We start from the raw sequence: 16432 nt of genomic DNA, 5'->3' as shown, positions 1-16432 counted from the left end.
TGAAATGACTTCTGTTCAGTCCTCAACCCGGTTGCCTTGCGGCAACCGGGTTCTTGATTTGGCCCATACGCATGTTATGGGCATCCTCAATGTCACCCCTGATTCCTTTTCCGATGGCGGCCGCTTTGCTGCCCTGGATGCGGCTCTGCGCCATGCAGAGGCGATGGTGCAGGCGGGTGCAACCCTGATTGATGTTGGCGGTGAGTCAACGCGCCCCGGAGCTCCTGTGGTATTGCCGCAGGAAGAGCTCGACCGGGTTGCTCCTGTTGTCGAGCGAATTGCCCGGGAACTGGATGTGATTATTTCGGTCGATACATCCGCGCCAATCGTCATGACCGAGGTTGCGCGCCTGGGAGCAGGGTTGATCAATGATGTGCGCTCGCTGCGCCGTGAAGGGGCCTTGCAGGCCGCTGCGGCGACAGGCTTGCCGGTATGCCTGATGCATATGCTCGGTGAGCCTGGAGACATGCAGGACAACCCGCATTACGAAGACCTGGTGGGCGAGGTGTCGACGTTTCTCGCTGACAGCATGGCGCGTTGCGCTGCTGCTGGCATTGGGGCCGAACGCATCGTGCTCGATCCGGGCTTTGGTTTTGCCAAGACATTGCAGCACAATTTGAGCCTGTTCAAGCATATGGAGGCCTTGCATGCGCTGGGTCGGCCTTTGCTGGTGGGCGTGTCACGTAAAAGCATGGTCGGGCAGACACTGAACCGGCCAGTTGCAGGGCGTCTCTATGGCAGCCTGGCGCTTGCAGCATTGGCGATGACCAAGGGTGCGCGCATTCTGCGCGTCCATGATGTTGCCGAAACAGTTGATGTGGTACGGATGATCGCAGCGGTAGATTCCGCCGACTAAGAATGATGGAGCACTTATGACAAAGAAGTATTTTGGCACCGACGGTATTCGTGGTCGGGTCGGCGTTTATCCGATTACCCCTGACTTTATGCTCAAGTTGGGTTGGGCAGCGGGCATGGCGTTTCGCAGCAAGGGCGCTTGCCGGATCCTGGTAGGCAAGGACACCCGCATCTCGGGTTACATGTTTGAGTCGGCTCTTGAAGCGGGCTTGTCGGCTGCCGGGGCTGATGTGATGTTGCTGGGGCCTATGCCGACACCGGCCATTGCCTACCTGACACGTACCTTCCATGCGGAAGCGGGCATCGTGATCAGCGCTTCGCACAATCCCCACGACGATAATGGCATCAAGTTCTTTTCCGGCGAGGGCACCAAGCTGCCTGACGACGTTGAACTGATGATCGAAGAGTTGCTGGATGCGCCGATGACCGTTGTCGATTCCGACAAGCTCGGCAAGGTCTCGCGGATCAATGATGCGCCGGGCCGTTATATCGAATTCTGTAAAAGCAGCGTGCCAAGCAGCACCAAATTCAGCGGTATGAAGATTGTTCTCGATTGCGCCCACGGTGCTACCTACAAGGTTGCGCCAAGTGTTTTCAAGGAGCTGGGTGCTCAAGTCGTTGTTCTGTCGGCGCAGCCTGATGGCCTGAACATCAACGAAAACTGCGGTTCGACCCATATGGGTCAGTTGCAGGCTGCCGTGGTGGCTGAAGGTGCGGACCTGGGTATTGCTTTTGATGGCGACGGCGATCGCGTGTTGATGGTTGACCATACCGGTGCCGTGGTCGATGGCGATGAGCTGTTGTTTATCATTGCCCGTGACCTGCACGAGCGTGGCAAATTGCAGGGTGGCGTTGTCGGTACGCTGATGAGCAACCTTGGCCTTGAGCTGGCATTGGCTGACCTGGGTATCGAGTTCGTACGCGCCAATGTGGGCGACCGTTACGTTATCGCGGCCCTGCAAGAGCGTAACTGGCTGGTGGGTGGCGAGAACTCCGGGCATATCGTGTGCTTCCACCACACCACCACTGGCGATGCGATCATTGCTGCGCTGCAGGTGTTGTTGTCCTTGCGTCGTCGCGATGAAAGCCTGGCCCAGTCGCGTCAGGCGCTGCGCAAGTGCCCGCAAGTGTTACTGAATGTTCGTTTTGCCGGTGGCGTCGACCCTGTCGAGCACCCGGCGGTGAAGGAGGCGTGCGCGCGAGTGACGGCTGCCATGAATGGCCGTGGTCGTGTGTTGTTGCGCAAGTCCGGAACAGAGCCTTTGGTGCGCGTGATGGTCGAAGGCGATGACGAAAACATGGTTCGCGGCTACGCCGAAGAGCTGGCAAAACTGGTAAGTGAAGTTTGTGCCTGATTCGGCTTGCCAGCTTTGATTTGGTTGGGTAACATCTGCGCCCACTTTGACCGACGAGGTAAAGCATGCGTCGCACTATGGTAGCTGGTAACTGGAAGATGCACGGTACCCGCGCCAGCGTCGCTGAGCTGATCGACGGTCTGCGTGGTCTGGTCCTGCCAAACGATGTTGATGTTGCAGTTTTTCCGCCTCAGCTGTTTATTGATCGTGTTATCAATGGCTTGCAAGGCGCAGCGATTTCGGTCGGTGCTCAGGATGCTGCAGTGGAGTCGGGGCAGGGCGCGCTGACTGGCGAGATTTCCTCTAGTCAGTTGGCCGACGCAGGTTGCAAGCTGGTGCTTGTGGGGCACTCCGAACGCCGCCTGATGCTGGGTGAGCAGGACGAGACACTCAATCGCAAGTTTGCAGCGGCCCAAGCCTCAGGCTTGACGCCAGTGTTGTGCATAGGGGAAACCCTGGAGCAGCGCGAAGCGGGGCAAACGCTGGAAGTGGTAGAGCGTCAGCTGAATGCCGTGATTGACGAGTTTGGTATTGATGCTTTTGTAAATGCCGTGATTGCATACGAGCCGGTCTGGGCCATTGGCACCGGGCTGACCGCATCACCACAGCAAGCGCAAGATGTGCATGCGGCCATTCGCGCACAGCTGGCGCAAAAGAATTCTGAAGTGGCGCAAGGTGTGCGGCTTCTATACGGCGGCAGCGTGAAGGCGGCCAATGCGGTCGAACTGTTCAGCATGCCGGATATCGATGGGGGACTCATTGGCGGGGCTTCCCTGAATGCAGATGAGTTCGGTGCGATCATTCGTGCCGCAGGAAACTGAAAATGCTGGATAACGTCGTAACTGTGTTTCATCTGTTGACAGCATTGGGTGTAATTGCCCTGGTTTTGCTGCAACAGGGCAAGGGAGCGGATGCTGGAGCATCTTTCGGCGCAGGTGCATCAAATACTGTGTTCGGAAGCCAAGGTTCCTCTACCTTTCTTAGTAAGTTTACTGCTATACTTGCCGCAGGTTTTTTCATAACCAGCTTGGGGTTAGGTTACTTTGCTAAAGAGAAGGCTGAACAGCTGACTCAAGTAGGTTTGCCAAATCCAGCGGTGTTGGAAGTTCCAGTGCAAAAGCCGGCTTCAGATGATGTTCCGGTGCTTCAAGAGCAAAAGTCGGCAACTCCTGCGACTGACGTACCTCCAGCTCAAGAGCAAAAGTAAAACGGGTTTCATGATGTAAACGTTGTATTGCCGAGGTGGTGGAATTGGTAGACACGCAACCTTGAGGTGGTTGTGCCCATAGGGTGTAGGGGTTCGAGTCCCCTTCTCGGTACCAATTATCAAGAATGCCCGCAGTAGCGGGCTTTCTTGTATGTGGAAGGTTGGATTGACCCGTCACGGGATCAACCGTATACTTCCGCTCCAGCTTTGTCGCGGGATGGAGCAGTCTGGTAGCTCGTCGGGCTCATAACCCGAAGGTCGTCGGTTCAAATCCGGCTCCCGCAACCAGTTTCAGCGGAGCCCCTTTTCAGGGGCTTTTTGTTAGCTGGACACTTTATAGCGTCGGTATTCAACGACGTTTCAGAGATGGGCGCTTCGCCCATTTTTTCATTTTGCACAGCATGCACAAACATGCACTAGGGGGTTCAGGTGTCGAGCAAGCTAGAACAGTTGCAGGACTTGTTGGCCCCGGTGGTCGTGGCCCTTGGCTATGAATGCTGGGGTATTGAATTTTCGGCTCAAGGCCGCCATTCAATGTTGCGTGTGTATATCGACAAGGAAGGCGGCGTACTGGTGGATGACTGCGCTATCGTGAGTCGTCAGATCAGCGGCGTTCTGGATGTCGAAGATCCTATCGCTGTTGAATACACCCTTGAAGTTTCTTCTCCTGGCATGGAACGCCCGCTGTTCACCCTTGAACAGTTTGCCCAATTTGTCGGTGAGCAAGTGAAGATCAAGCTGCGCTCGCCTTTTGAAGGGCGACGCAACTTTCAGGGCCTTCTGCGCGGCGTAGAAGAGCAGGACATCGTGGTGCAGGTTGAAGACCATGAGTTCCTGTTGCCGATCGATATGATCGACAAGGCCAACATTATTCCCAGTTTTGACTGAGACGCGGATCCCGCGGATCCAATGGCTTGCGAAAGGCGAGGCGTACGATGAGCAAAGAAGTACTGCTGGTTGTTGAGTCGGTGTCCAATGAAAAGGGCGTACCGGCAAACGTTATTTTTGAAGCGCTGGAGCTGGCTCTGGCCACCGCTACTAAAAAGCGTTTTGAAGACGAAGTCGAACTGCGTGTGGAAATCAATCGCCACACCGGTAACTATGAGACTTTCCGTCGCTGGACTGTGGTCGAAGACGAAGATCTGGATGATCCAGCATACGAGTTGGCTGTAGACCAGGCCCAGGCGAAACAGCCAGGCGCGAAAGCCGGCGATATTATCGAAGAGAAAATCGATTCTATCGAATTCGGTCGAATTGCTGCACAGACGGCCAAACAGGTCATCGTGCAAAAAGTTCGCGAAGCCGAGCGTGCTCAAGTAGTCGATGCCTATCGTGAGCGTCTGGGCGAAATCATTTCCGGCACCGTTAAAAAGGTGACCCGCGACAATGTGATCGTTGACCTGGGTAACAACGCTGAAGCGTTGCTGGCCCGTGAAGACATCATTTCGCGTGAGACTTTCCGTGTTGGCGTACGCCTTCGCGCATTGCTCAAGGAAATCCGCACTGAAAACCGCGGTCCTCAGCTGATCCTGTCGCGTACAGCGCCAGAGATGCTGATCGAGTTGTTCCGCATTGAAGTGCCAGAAATCTCCGAAGGCCTGATCGAAGTGATGGCGGCCTCCCGCGATCCTGGATCACGCGCTAAAATAGCCGTTCGCTCGAAAGACAAACGCATTGATCCGCAAGGTGCCTGCATTGGTATGCGCGGTTCGCGTGTCCAGGCAGTGTCCGGCGAATTGGGCGGAGAGCGAGTGGATATCGTCCTTTGGGATGACAACCCGGCGCAGTTCGTGATCAACGCAATGTCGCCAGCAGAAGTGGCGGCTATTATCGTCGACGAAGATGCCCATGCAATGGACATCGCCGTTGGCGCAGACAATCTGGCCCAGGCGATTGGTCGCGGCGGTCAGAACGTACGTCTGGCCAGCCAGTTGACCGGCTGGACCCTGAACGTGATGACCGAATCGGACATCCAGGCCAAGCAGCAAGCAGAAACCGGCGATATCCTGCGCAACTTCATCGAAGAGCTGGAAGTTGATGAAGACCTGGCGCAGGTACTGGTTGATGAAGGCTTTACTAGCCTGGAAGAGATTGCCTACGTACCGGTGGAGGAAATGCTCAACATCGATGGCTTTGACGAAGATACCGTCAACGAGCTTCGCGCTCGCGCCAAGGATCGACTGTTGACTAAAGCCATCGCTACTGAGGAAAAGCTGGCAGACGCCCATCCGGCCGAAGACCTGCTCTCGCTTGAGGGTATGGACAAGGATTTGGCGATGGAACTGGCGGTGCGCGGCGTAATTACCCGCGAAGACCTGGCCGAGCAGTCTATTGACGACCTGCTCGACATCGACGGCATTGACGATGATCGTGCCGGCAAGTTGATCATGGCCGCCCGAGCCCATTGGTTCGAGTAATTAGGCGCGGCCTGAGGAGAGAAATGCATGACGCAAGTCACGGTGAAACAACTGGCCGATGAGGTCAAAACACCGGTTGAGCGCCTGTTGCAGCAGATGCGTGAGGCAGGTCTGCCGCACAACGCCGCCGAGCAGAATGTAACCGATAGTGAGAAGCAGGCTCTGCTGACTCACCTTAAAAGCAGCCACAAGGCTAAAGTGGAAGAACCGCGCAAGATCACTTTGCAGCGTAAAACCACCAGTACCCTGCGTGTAGCTGGCAGCAAAAGCATCAGCGTTGAAGTACGCAAGAAGAAAGTCTTCGTACAGCAAAGCCCGGAAGAAATCGAAGCCGAGCGCAAACGTGAGATGGATGAACGTCGTGCAGTAGAAAATGCCGCACGTCAAAAGGCTGAAGAAGAGTCCAAGCGTCGCGCCGAAGAAGAAGCGCGCCGCCAGCCTGCATCTGCTCCTGTTGCAGCACCGGCTCCGGCCGCTGCAGCGCCTGCACCTGTGCAAGCCGCAGCGCCAGCACCGGCTCCAGCCGCTGATGCACGCAAGCGTGACGAACAGCGTCGCCCGGACAAACCACGCGCAGACGATAACAATCGTCGCGGCAGTGGTGACGGCGATCGCAAAAACGCTCCGCATCGTGCCTCGGTTAAAGAAAAAGCACCGACTCCACGTGTTGCTCCGCGCACTTCCGACGAAGAAAGCGACAGCTTCCGTCGCGGTGGTCGTGGCAAGGGCAAGCTGAAGAAGCGCAACGCTCACGGTTTCCAGAGCCCAACCGGCCCTGTAGTTCGTGACGTGCAGATTGGCGAGACCATCACTGTCGGCGATTTGGCCGCACAGATGTCGGTCAAGGCTGCCGAAGTCATCAAGTTCATGTTCAAGCTGGGTACTCCAGCAACCATCAACCAGGTACTGGATCAGGAAACTGCCCAACTGGTTGCTGAAGAACTGGGCCACAAAGTGACTCTGGTCAGCGACAACGCCCTGGAAGATTCCCTGGCCGAGTCCCTGAAGTTCGAAGGCGAGTCGTTCTCCCGTGCACCGGTTGTGACCGTAATGGGCCACGTTGACCACGGTAAAACGTCCCTGCTCGACTACATCCGTCGTGCCAAGGTAGCGGCTGGCGAAGCCGGTGGTATTACCCAGCACATCGGTGCGTACCACGTTGAAACCGAACGCGGCATGGTCACGTTCCTCGATACCCCGGGTCACGCTGCGTTTACCGCAATGCGTGCTCGTGGTGCCAAGGCGACTGACATCGTGATTCTGGTTGTGGCTGCAGACGACGGCGTAATGCCGCAGACCATCGAAGCCGTTCAGCATGCGAAAGCCGCTGGCGTGCCTCTGGTTGTTGCAGTGAACAAGATCGACAAGCCAGGTGCTGACCTCGATCGCATTCGTAGCGAACTGTCCGTTCACGGCGTGACGTCGGAAGAGTGGGGTGGTGACACTCCGTTTGTTTCGGTCTCGGCGAAAATGGGTACCGGCGTTGACGAATTGCTCGAAGCCGTACTGCTGCAAGCTGAAGTTCTGGAACTCAAGGCAACTCCATCGGCTCCTGGCCGTGGCGTAGTGGTTGAGTCCCGTCTGGACAAAGGCCGCGGTCCTGTTGCTACCGTTCTGGTTCAAGACGGTACCCTGCGCCAAGGCGACATGGTACTGGTCGGTTCCAACTACGGCCGCATCCGCGCCATGCTCGACGAGAACGGCAAGCCTATCAAGGAAGCCGGTCCATCCATCCCTGTCGAGATTCTCGGCCTGGACGGTACGCCAGATGCTGGCGACGAGATGAGCGTAATGACCGACGAGAAGAAGGCACGTGAAGTTGCCCTGTTCCGTCAAGGCAAGTTCCGCGAAGTGAAACTGGCGCGTGCTCACGCAGGCAAGCTGGAAAACATCTTCGAGAACATGGGCCAGGAAGAGAAGAAGACGCTTAACATCGTCCTCAAATCTGACGTCCGTGGTTCGTTGGAAGCTCTGCAGGGCGCTCTGAGCGGCCTGGGTAACGACGAAGTGCAAGTGCGCGTAGTGGGCGGCGGTGTCGGTGGTATCACCGAGAGCGACGCTAACCTGGCACTGGCCTCCAACGCTGTACTGTTTGGCTTCAACGTGCGTGCCGATGCCGGCGCTCGCAAGATTGTCGAGCAGGAAGGCCTGGACATGCGTTACTACAACGTCATCTACGACATCATCGAAGACGTCAAGAAAGCCCTTACCGGCATGCTTGGCAGCGACGTTCGGGAGAACATCCTGGGTATCGCTGAAGTCCGTGACGTGTTCCGTTCGCCTAAGTTCGGCGCGGTTGCAGGTTGCATGGTGCTGGAAGGTGTTGTTCACCGTAACCGTCCAATCCGCGTACTGCGTGAAGACATCGTTATCTACGAAGGCGAGCTGGAATCCCTGCGTCGCTTCAAAGATGACATGTCCGAAGTGCGTGCCGGCATGGAATGCGGTATCGGCGTCAAGAGCTACAACGACGTTAAAGTCGGTGACAAGATCGAAGTGTTCGAGAAGGTCCAGGTTGCTCGCAGCCTCTAACTCGCGAGCCTCAAGAGCGAGGACGAGCCCGCGCATGCAAATGCGCAGCGCTCGGCCTGGACTCTAAACGCAACGCCCGGTCCGGCTTCTGTCGTGCCGGGCGTTTGCCGCTTTCAGACCGCATGGGTTTCCCATGGGTGAGTAACAGGTAACAAGACATGGCAAAAGAATATAGCCGTACCCAACGTATTGGCGATCAGATGCAGCGCGAGCTGGCACAGCTGATCCGTCGTGAAGTCAAAGACCCGCGCGTGGGCCTGGTCACCATTACTGCTGTTGAAGTCAGCCGTGACGTCGGTCACGCCAAGATCTTCATCACCGTGATGGGTCAGGACAGCGCTGAAGATATCGCCCAGAGCATCAAGGTGCTGAACTCGGCAGCGGGTTTCCTGCGCATGCAACTGGCGCGTGAAATGAAGCTGCGCAGCGTTCCGCAGTTGCACTTCCACTACGATGAAAGCGTCGTGCGTGGTGCTCATCTGTCCGCCTTGATCGAGCGTGCAGTGGCTGAAGACAATCAGCACCCTGAAACCACTGCTCCCGAAGACACCAAGGAGTAACCGGTGGCTCAGGTCAAGCGTATCCGTCGTAACGTCAGCGGCATCATCCTGCTGGACAAGCCACTTGGGTTTACTTCCAATGCGGCCCTGCAGAAAGTTCGCTGGCTGCTCAATGCCGAGAAGGCAGGGCACACCGGTAGCCTCGATCCATTGGCCAGCGGTGTATTGCCGCTGTGCTTTGGCGAAGCCACCAAGTTTTCGCAATACCTGCTCGATTCCGACAAGGGTTATGAAACCCTGATGCAATTGGGCAAGACCACGACCACGGCAGACGCTGAAGGCGAGGTTTTGCAGACTCGCCCGGTGACCGTTGGTCGCGCCGATATTGAAGCTGTTTTACCCAATTTTCGTGGGCAAATCAGCCAGATACCGCCGATGTACTCTGCGCTCAAGCGTGACGGACAGCCGCTTTACAAGCTGGCCCGTGCAGGCGAAGTGGTGGAGCGTGAACCGCGTTCTGTTACTATTACCCGCCTCGAATTACTGGCCAGCGAAGGCGACACTGCGCGCCTGGCCGTCGACTGCACCAAAGGCACCTATATCCGTACCCTTGTGGAAGATATCGGTGAGCAATTGGGGTGCGGGGCATACGTTGCAGAACTGCGTCGTACCCACGCCGGACCTTTCAGCCTGGCCCAGACGGTTACCCTGGAAGAGCTGGAGGCGGTGCATGCCGAAGGCGGCAATGAAGCGGTTGATCGCTTCCTGATGCCATCGGACAGCGGTTTGCTCGACTGGCCATTGCTGCACTTCTCGGAAGCCAGCTCGTTTTATTGGCTCAATGGCCAACCGGTGCGTGCTCCGGATGCTCCGAAGTTCGGTATGGTGCGGGTACAGGATCACAACGGTCGCTTTATCGGTATCGGTGAAGTGAGCGAAGACGGGCGTATTGCGCCGCGTCGACTGATTCGGTCGGAATGACCGGAACCAGGCTGCATCGGGTGTAGTATTACCGGCGCAGACTGGAATGAGGGTGGCTGTTATTAGGCACGGTCACATCTCACATTTAAATACGAGGATTTGTCCTCGGCCTATTGGATCTGTCTTGTTCGCAAGCAGGCCCTAATTGAAAGGAAAGCCAAATGGCACTTACAGTTGAACACAAAGCAGAAATCGTAAAAGACTACCAGCAAGCTCCAGGTGATACAGGTTCTCCAGAAGTGCAGGTTGCACTGCTGACCTTTAACATCAACACGCTGCAAGGTCACTTCAAAGCTAACAGCAAAGATCACCACTCCCGTCGTGGTCTGATCCGCATGGTAAACCAGCGTCGCAAGCTGCTGGACTACCTGAAAGGCAAGAACGTTGAGCGTTACAAAGCGCTGATCGCTCGCCTGGGTCTGCGTCGCTAATAGCGATGTTGCTAGAGGCTGGTTGTCTGTCGTGTGTCTGCGGGTTTCCCGCAGTCTCATGGCAGGCTTCCAGCCTCAAGTTTTATCTGGACTACCCGGATTCTTACGAAAGCTTGCCTATAGGGCTGTTTTCGTAAGCATCTTGAGTCGGGCCAATACCCGATGTTGCATATGACTTTCGCAAGAAACCCGTTCCCCAAGAGCCACAAAGAAGGTAGGACACCGTGAACCCGGTTATCAAAAAATTTCAGTTCGGTCAGTCGACCGTTACTCTCGAGACTGGCCGTATCGCCCGTCAGGCTTCCGGCGCAGTATTGGTCACCGTTGACGACGACGTCAGCGTGTTGGTGACTGTGGTCGGTTCCAAGCAAGCGGATCCAGGCAAGGGTTTCTTCCCTCTGTCGGTTCACTACCAGGAAAAAACCTACGCCGCGGGTAAAATCCCTGGCGGTTTCTTCAAGCGTGAAGGTCGCCCTTCCGAGAAAGAAACCCTGACGTCGCGTCTGATCGACCGTCCGATCCGTCCGCTGTTCCCAGAAGGTTTCATGAACGAAGTGCAGGTTGTCTGCACCGTTCTGTCCACCAGCAAGAAAACCGATCCGGACGTCGCTGCGATGATCGGTACTTCGGCTGCCCTGGCCATTTCCGGCATCCCTTTTGATGGTCCGATCGGCGCTGCCCGCGTTGCTTACCACGAAAGCACCGGTTACCTGCTGAACCCGACTTACGAGCAACTGGCCGCTTCGAGCCTGGACATGGTTGTTGCCGGTACTTCGGAAGCCGTATTGATGGTTGAATCGGAAGCCAAAGAGCTGACCGAAGACCAGATGCTGGGCGCCGTATTGTTCGCCCACGACGAATTCCAGGTGGTTATCCAGGCTGTCAAAGAGCTGGCTGCCGAAGCTGCCAAGCCAACTTGGGACTGGGCTGCTGCCCCGGAAGCGACCGCACTGCTGGGCGCTATTCGTGCCGAGTTCGGCGAAGCGATCTCCCAGGCTTACACCATCACCGTCAAGGCAGACCGTTACGCGCGTCTGGGCGAGTTGAAGGATCAGGTTGTTGCCAAGCTGTCCGGTGAAGAAGGCCAGCCTTCTGCCAGCGAAGTTAAAGCTGCATTCGGTGAAATCGAATACCGCACCGTTCGCGAAAACATCGTTAACGGCAAGCCGCGTATCGATGGTCGTGACACCAAGACTGTTCGCCCTCTGAACATCGAAGTTGGCGTTCTGCCGAAGACCCACGGTTCGGCCCTGTTCACCCGTGGTGAAACTCAGGCGCTGGTTGTTGCAACTCTGGGTACTGCCCGTGACGCGCAACTGCTGGACACCCTGGAAGGCGAGAAAAAAGACCCGTTCATGCTGCACTACAACTTCCCTCCGTTCTCGGTAGGTGAGTGTGGTCGCATGGGTGGCGCTGGTCGTCGCGAAATCGGTCACGGCCGTCTGGCCCGTCGTTCGGTTCAAGCCATGCTGCCTGCTGCCGACGTGTTCCCGTACACCATCCGTGTTGTATCGGAAATCACTGAATCCAACGGTTCCAGCTCGATGGCATCGGTTTGCGGTGCTTCCCTGGCACTGATGGATGCCGGTGTGCCGATGAAGGCGCCGGTTGCCGGTATCGCCATGGGTCTGGTTAAAGAAGGCGAGAAGTTCGCTGTTCTGACCGACATCCTGGGTGACGAAGACCACCTGGGCGACATGGACTTCAAGGTAGCCGGTACCGCCAAAGGTGTTACCGCGCTGCAGATGGACATCAAGATCAAGGGCATCACCGAAGAAATCATGGAGATCGCTCTGGGCCAGGCCCTGGACGCTCGCCTGAACATCTTGGGCCAGATGAACCAGATCATTGCCGTATCGCGCAACGAGCTGTCGGCCAACGCTCCGACCATGATCGCGATGAAAATCGACACCGACAAAATCCGTGACGTTATCGGTAAAGGCGGCGCGACGATCCGTGCAATCTGTGAAGAAACCAAGGCTTCGATCGATATCGAAGACGACGGTTCGATCAAGATCTTCGGCGAGTCCAAGGAAGCAGCAGAAGCCGCGCGTCAGCGCGTTCTGGGCATCACCGCTGAAGCCGAGATCGGCAAGATCTACGTGGGCAAGGTTGAGCGTATCGTCGACTTCGGCGCATTCGTAAACATCCTGCCGGGCAAAGACGGCCTGGTTCACATCTCCATGCTGAGCGATGCTCGCGTTGAGAAAGTGACTGACATTCTGAAAGAAGGTCAGGAAGTGGAAGTACTGGTACTGGACGTGGACAACCGCGGCCGTATCAAGCTGTCCATCAAGGACGTCGCTGCTGCCAAGGCTTCGGAAGCTTAATCGCTCTCGACACCTGCTTTGAAAAAGGACCCTTCGGGGTCCTTTTTTTATGCCTGGAGCAAAGTCAGCACCATAGGGCCATAGGCCACGAGTCGAAAGCCGCAACTTGCATGCAGAATTAACCGGCGCCATGCATTTTGCACGACGGGGCAATTTTGGCTATTTTGTAAGTTGTTGATTTATATAGGTTTATTTGTTTTTAAAAGTTGGCACGCGGCCTGCAATAGTACTGATAACCCTGCTGCTGCAAGACGGCGCAGATTCTAAAGAAGACAGGAGTTACTCGTATGAAGAAGTTCGCTATCGCTGCCGCAACTGCCACCGCTCTGACCCTGACTATGGCCAATGCTGCATTTGCTGCCCAGGCGACCACCCAGGCACCCATGGTGGTGGCTGCAGGCGAAGTAACCAAAGCCAAGGAAGCTACTTCTGATACCTGGATCACTACCAAAGTAAAAGCTGACCTGGTTACTGAAAAAGGCATTCCGGGCACGGACATCAAGGTAGAAACCAACAAAGGCGTTGTTTCCCTGTCCTCGATGGTACCGGTGACTGAAGCGCAAAAAGAGATTGCTGTTGCGATCACCAAAAAGATCAAAGGCGTTAAAGCTGTATCGGCTGATGGCCTGAAAGCGGAATAAAGCACCCTTTCTCGTAGAACCGGGGGAACAAGGTTCTGGCAGGTGATTGAAGCAGTACGCCTGCAGGCATTGTTAAAAAGGTTCATGCGACGGCCACACGGATGTGGCCATTACAGCCCCCGGCGCTTGCGTCGGGGGCTGTTCTATTTGGGATTGGGTCTATTTGGGATTGGGGCTACGAAAATCCGCGTAGCAGCTGCCGAACGCAGCCTCGTGCCTTCGGCAGCTGCTACAAATCAGCGACGTTGTGCATTATTCGCTATCCAGATGCAGTGGCGAGATTACCCGGCCGTCGCTCTCGGCTTGGCCCAGGGTGGCATCGATAAAGTACACGCGGTCATCCGCCAGCCCGCCCTTGTCCACCAGGTAGTCCTTGATGCTGCTTGCACGGTCTTGCCCCAGCTGACGCAACAACACTTCGCTTTTGCTCCAGAAGTCGATCAGTGCCGCGGTCATTTTGGCCGCGCGCTCGTCACGGCTCAGGTCTTTCCATTCAGCAGGCGGTTGCTGCTTGAGACGCGTGCGGTAGATACCTTCAAGTAACGGGCCTTTCTCATCGTCCGGCACGGTGAGCAAGCCGGCGCTGGCCGGTACTTTGTCGCCACGACGCTGGAGGATCTTGTAGTAGGTGTACTGGAACTCGCGCTCAAGACGTTCCTTGGCGATCAGAGGGCCATCGCTGCTCTGTGCGGCCGTACCTTCGATCTCCAGGCGTAAAGCCGGGCGTTCTTTCAGGGCCTGGGCCAGTGTGGTCAGGGCTTTTTGTGCCTCAGGGCTCAGCTCGCTTGATCCTGGGGCGAATGACACGGTGCCCAGGTCCTCGGCTCCACCGCCGCTGATCAGCCCGCCAATGAACTTGAAGGGCGCCTGGGCGGCACGCAGCACCAGGTTGCGTACCGTTTGCCAGATAATCGGCATCACGCTGAACTGCGGGTTGTTGAGGTCGCCACTGATGGGCAGTTCAATGGATATCTTGCCGTCCGTGTCCTTGAGCAAGGCAATCGCCAGTTTGATCGGCAGATCCACGGCGTCCGGGCTGTCGACCTTTTCCCCCAGCTGCAATTGTTCGACCACGAGTTTGTTCTCGGCTTTGAGCTGGCCGTTGGTGATCAGGTAATGCAGGTCGAGGTTGAGACGACCCTTGCGGATGCGGTAACCGGCAAACTTCCCGGAGTAGGGGGTCAATGTGGTCAGTTCGACACGCTTGAAGCTGGTGGCGATATCCAGGCTGGCCATCGGGTCAAACGGGTTGACGCTGCCCTTGATGGTCACCGGCGCATAACGGTCGACCTTGCCTGCAATATTGACCGGGGCAGGTTTGGGGTTACGGCTGTCGATGGTGCCAATCAGGCCGTTGAGCTGTTGAACCGCGGTCTGGAAGTTGGGTGTCAGGCTGAAGTCGGCGAAATTCGCTGAACCATCGTTGATCGCAATTGCGCCGATGTGAATGCCCAGCGGTTTTTCCTTGCTGGCCGTGCCTTTGGCCGACGTACTGCCTGCAGGTTGTGGGATCAGCAGGTCATCGATATTGGTGGTGCGGTCATCGTTGATCATGAAGCGCACATAGGGCTTTTCGAAATTGACCCGTGCAAGCGAGAGGCTATCGCCGTGCTGGTACTTCAGATCCTCCAGCACCAGTTTTTGCCACTTCAGGAAGTCGCGGTTTTTCAGGGTGTCCAATGTGTGCAGTTGATCGATCTGGGCGCGGCCGGCCACGGTAAAGGCCAGGGGGGCGGTGCTTTTCAGATCAACCGCCAGGTCGCTGCCAAGCATGCCGCTACGCAGCTCAAGGCGGATAAACGGGTCGATATAGGCCTGGGCGATACGCAAGTCGATATCTTTGGTGTTGACCTTGAGCCTGGCGCTTACCGGGCTCAGGCTGACGTCGCCGCTGGCGGTGAGTTTGCCTTGCTTGCCCACGCCGGTGTCGAGGTTGAGGGTGAAAGGAGAACGGTTCAGGCTGTCGAAGTTTTTCAGGTTCAGGTTCAGCGGGCCGACCTCCAGCTCCACCGGGGTTTTGGGCTCCTTGTCGGCAAGGTGGATGCGATAGTCACGCAGGTCGACATCCTTGAGCAGCACGGCCCAGGGTTTGCTCGGCGCCACCGGGGCCGCTTTCGGTGCTTCGACGGTCACCACTTCTTCGGTTTTGGTCGATGGTTTGTCGGGCTGGCTGGCAAACAGCTTTTGCCAGTCAAGCTGGCCGTCTTTTTCGCGGGCGGCCCAGGTTTCGAGGTTCTGGCTGTTGATCTTGCCGACCACCACTTCCTGTTTGGCCAGGTCGACGCTGGTGTCGCTGACATCCAGGCGCTCCAGACGCACCAGCGGGCGGCCATCGGGGGCATTGATCTTGAGCGGTGCGATGCTGGCCGTGGCATTGCTCAGGAGCATTTCGGTTTCTTTGGACAGGTTCAGGGTGTAGTCGGTGCTGAAATTCAGTACGCCATCTTCCAGGGCCAGCGGTAATGCATCGCGCACATAGGGCCACCAGACTTTCATCTTGCCGTCGGTGACTTTCAGTTTGCCGGTCGAGGTGATGGGTACCAGGCTCAGGGTGCCGGTCCAGTCGATCCGCCCGCCTGCAGGGCCTGCGGCCACCAGGGTCATATCGGCGTTGTCATCGGGCAGGGTGCTGAGGTTTTTCAGCTCCAGGTCCATCGAGTCATAGAGGAATTCGATGGGCTCGCTGGGACGCATATCGGTGAAGTGCAGGTAGCCACCCGCCAGCTTGATGTTGTCGATACGCAGCGGGAACGGTTTGCTCTCGGGATCGGCCGGGGTGGGCTCGCTCTCGGGCAGCTTGAACAGTTGTGTCAGGTTGAGCGTACCGTCCTTGTTGAACAGCAGCTCGGTTTTCGGTTTATCCAGCTGCACGTCGGCCAGGTGCAGGGCTTTTGTCCACAGGCTGTCGGCTTGCAGATTGGTGTACAGCCGCTCGAAGCCGACCTGTTCCTTGCCCGGTTCGCCGACTCTGAACCCCCACAGGGTCAGCTCAAGGCTGAAGGGGTTGAACTCCAGCCGGTCGAGTCTGGCGGGCACCGTGGCGTAGTTGGCCAGTTGCTGGTTGATGATGCGCAGGCCGATGCCCGGCAAGATCAGGAACCCAAGCACGCTGTAAAGTGCGATGGCAATCAGCACGGCGCCAAGGGCGCGGATCAATCCTTTGAGCATGTGGGGCGTCGTCTA

13 protein-coding genes and 2 tRNA genes are annotated in these 16432 nt (G+C 56.8%); 14 read left to right on the top strand and 1 reads right to left on the bottom strand.

What is annotated here, in order from left to right:
• Positions 1-4 precede the first annotated feature (4 nt).
• From folP to HBN79_RS19575, 14 genes are all read left to right on the top strand, one after another.
• Complete coding sequence (gene folP / locus HBN79_RS19640) at positions 5-856, top strand: dihydropteroate synthase (protein WP_095002550.1); 852 nt, start codon at positions 5-7, stop codon at positions 854-856.
• 16 nt (positions 857-872) lie between these two features.
• Positions 873-2210: a phosphoglucosamine mutase gene (gene glmM, locus HBN79_RS19635; RefSeq protein WP_095025609.1), complete on the top strand. Its 1338-nt coding sequence runs from the start codon at positions 873-875 to the stop codon at positions 2208-2210.
• A 65-nt stretch (positions 2211-2275) separates the two neighbouring features.
• On the top strand, positions 2276-3031 hold the full coding sequence (gene tpiA, locus HBN79_RS19630; RefSeq protein ID WP_169917059.1) for a triose-phosphate isomerase: 756 nt from the start codon (positions 2276-2278) through the stop codon (positions 3029-3031).
• 2 nt (positions 3032-3033) lie between these two features.
• Positions 3034-3417 (top strand): preprotein translocase subunit SecG, encoded by a 384-nt coding sequence (gene secG, locus HBN79_RS19625; protein WP_003439612.1) that lies wholly within the window; start codon positions 3034-3036, stop codon positions 3415-3417.
• A 29-nt stretch (positions 3418-3446) separates the two neighbouring features.
• Positions 3447-3532, top strand: a tRNA-Leu gene (locus HBN79_RS19620).
• 96 nt (positions 3533-3628) lie between these two features.
• Positions 3629-3705, top strand: a tRNA-Met gene (locus tag HBN79_RS19615).
• A 141-nt stretch (positions 3706-3846) separates the two neighbouring features.
• Positions 3847-4305 (top strand): ribosome maturation factor RimP, encoded by a 459-nt coding sequence (rimP, locus tag HBN79_RS19610; protein WP_016783438.1) that lies wholly within the window; start codon positions 3847-3849, stop codon positions 4303-4305.
• Between the two features lie 47 nt (positions 4306-4352).
• On the top strand, positions 4353-5834 hold the full coding sequence (gene nusA, locus HBN79_RS19605; protein WP_016783437.1) for a transcription termination factor NusA: 1482 nt from the start codon (positions 4353-4355) through the stop codon (positions 5832-5834).
• Positions 5835-5861: 27 nt separating this feature from the next.
• Positions 5862-8366, top strand: a complete 2505-nt coding sequence (gene infB / locus HBN79_RS19600; RefSeq protein ID WP_095002554.1) for a translation initiation factor IF-2 — start codon at positions 5862-5864, stop codon at positions 8364-8366.
• A gap of 158 nt (positions 8367-8524) precedes the next feature.
• Positions 8525-8926 (top strand): 30S ribosome-binding factor RbfA, encoded by a 402-nt coding sequence (gene rbfA, locus HBN79_RS19595; RefSeq protein WP_016783435.1) that lies wholly within the window; start codon positions 8525-8527, stop codon positions 8924-8926.
• A 3-nt stretch (positions 8927-8929) separates the two neighbouring features.
• The gene (gene truB, locus HBN79_RS19590) at positions 8930-9847 is read left to right on the top strand and encodes a tRNA pseudouridine(55) synthase TruB (RefSeq protein WP_095018769.1); all 918 of its coding nucleotides are present in this window, start codon (positions 8930-8932) and stop codon (positions 9845-9847) included.
• A 161-nt stretch (positions 9848-10008) separates the two neighbouring features.
• Positions 10009-10278 carry a 30S ribosomal protein S15 gene (rpsO, locus tag HBN79_RS19585; protein ID WP_016783433.1) on the top strand — a complete coding sequence of 90 codons (270 nt, stop codon included), beginning with the start codon at positions 10009-10011 and terminating at the stop codon, positions 10276-10278.
• A 224-nt stretch (positions 10279-10502) separates the two neighbouring features.
• Entirely contained in the window at positions 10503-12608 is a 2106-nt protein-coding gene (gene pnp / locus HBN79_RS19580; RefSeq protein ID WP_095002556.1) for a polyribonucleotide nucleotidyltransferase, read from the top strand.
• 287 nt (positions 12609-12895) lie between these two features.
• Positions 12896-13249, top strand: coding sequence for a BON domain-containing protein (locus HBN79_RS19575; protein WP_095002557.1), 354 nt, complete (start codon positions 12896-12898; stop codon positions 13247-13249).
• A 252-nt stretch (positions 13250-13501) separates the two neighbouring features.
• Here HBN79_RS19575 and HBN79_RS19570 read toward each other — a convergent pair whose 3' ends face one another.
• Entirely contained in the window at positions 13502-16417 is a 2916-nt protein-coding gene (locus HBN79_RS19570) for a DUF748 domain-containing protein (protein ID WP_095002558.1), read from the bottom strand.
• Positions 16418-16432 lie beyond the last annotated feature (15 nt).

It is taken from the genome of Pseudomonas sp. WS 5051, assembly GCF_012985715.1.
GTDB lineage: Bacteria > Pseudomonadota > Gammaproteobacteria > Pseudomonadales > Pseudomonadaceae > Aquipseudomonas > Aquipseudomonas bubulae.
The sequence above is the reverse complement of the archived record's forward strand: the minus strand, read 5'-3'. Positions and strand labels throughout refer to the sequence as shown.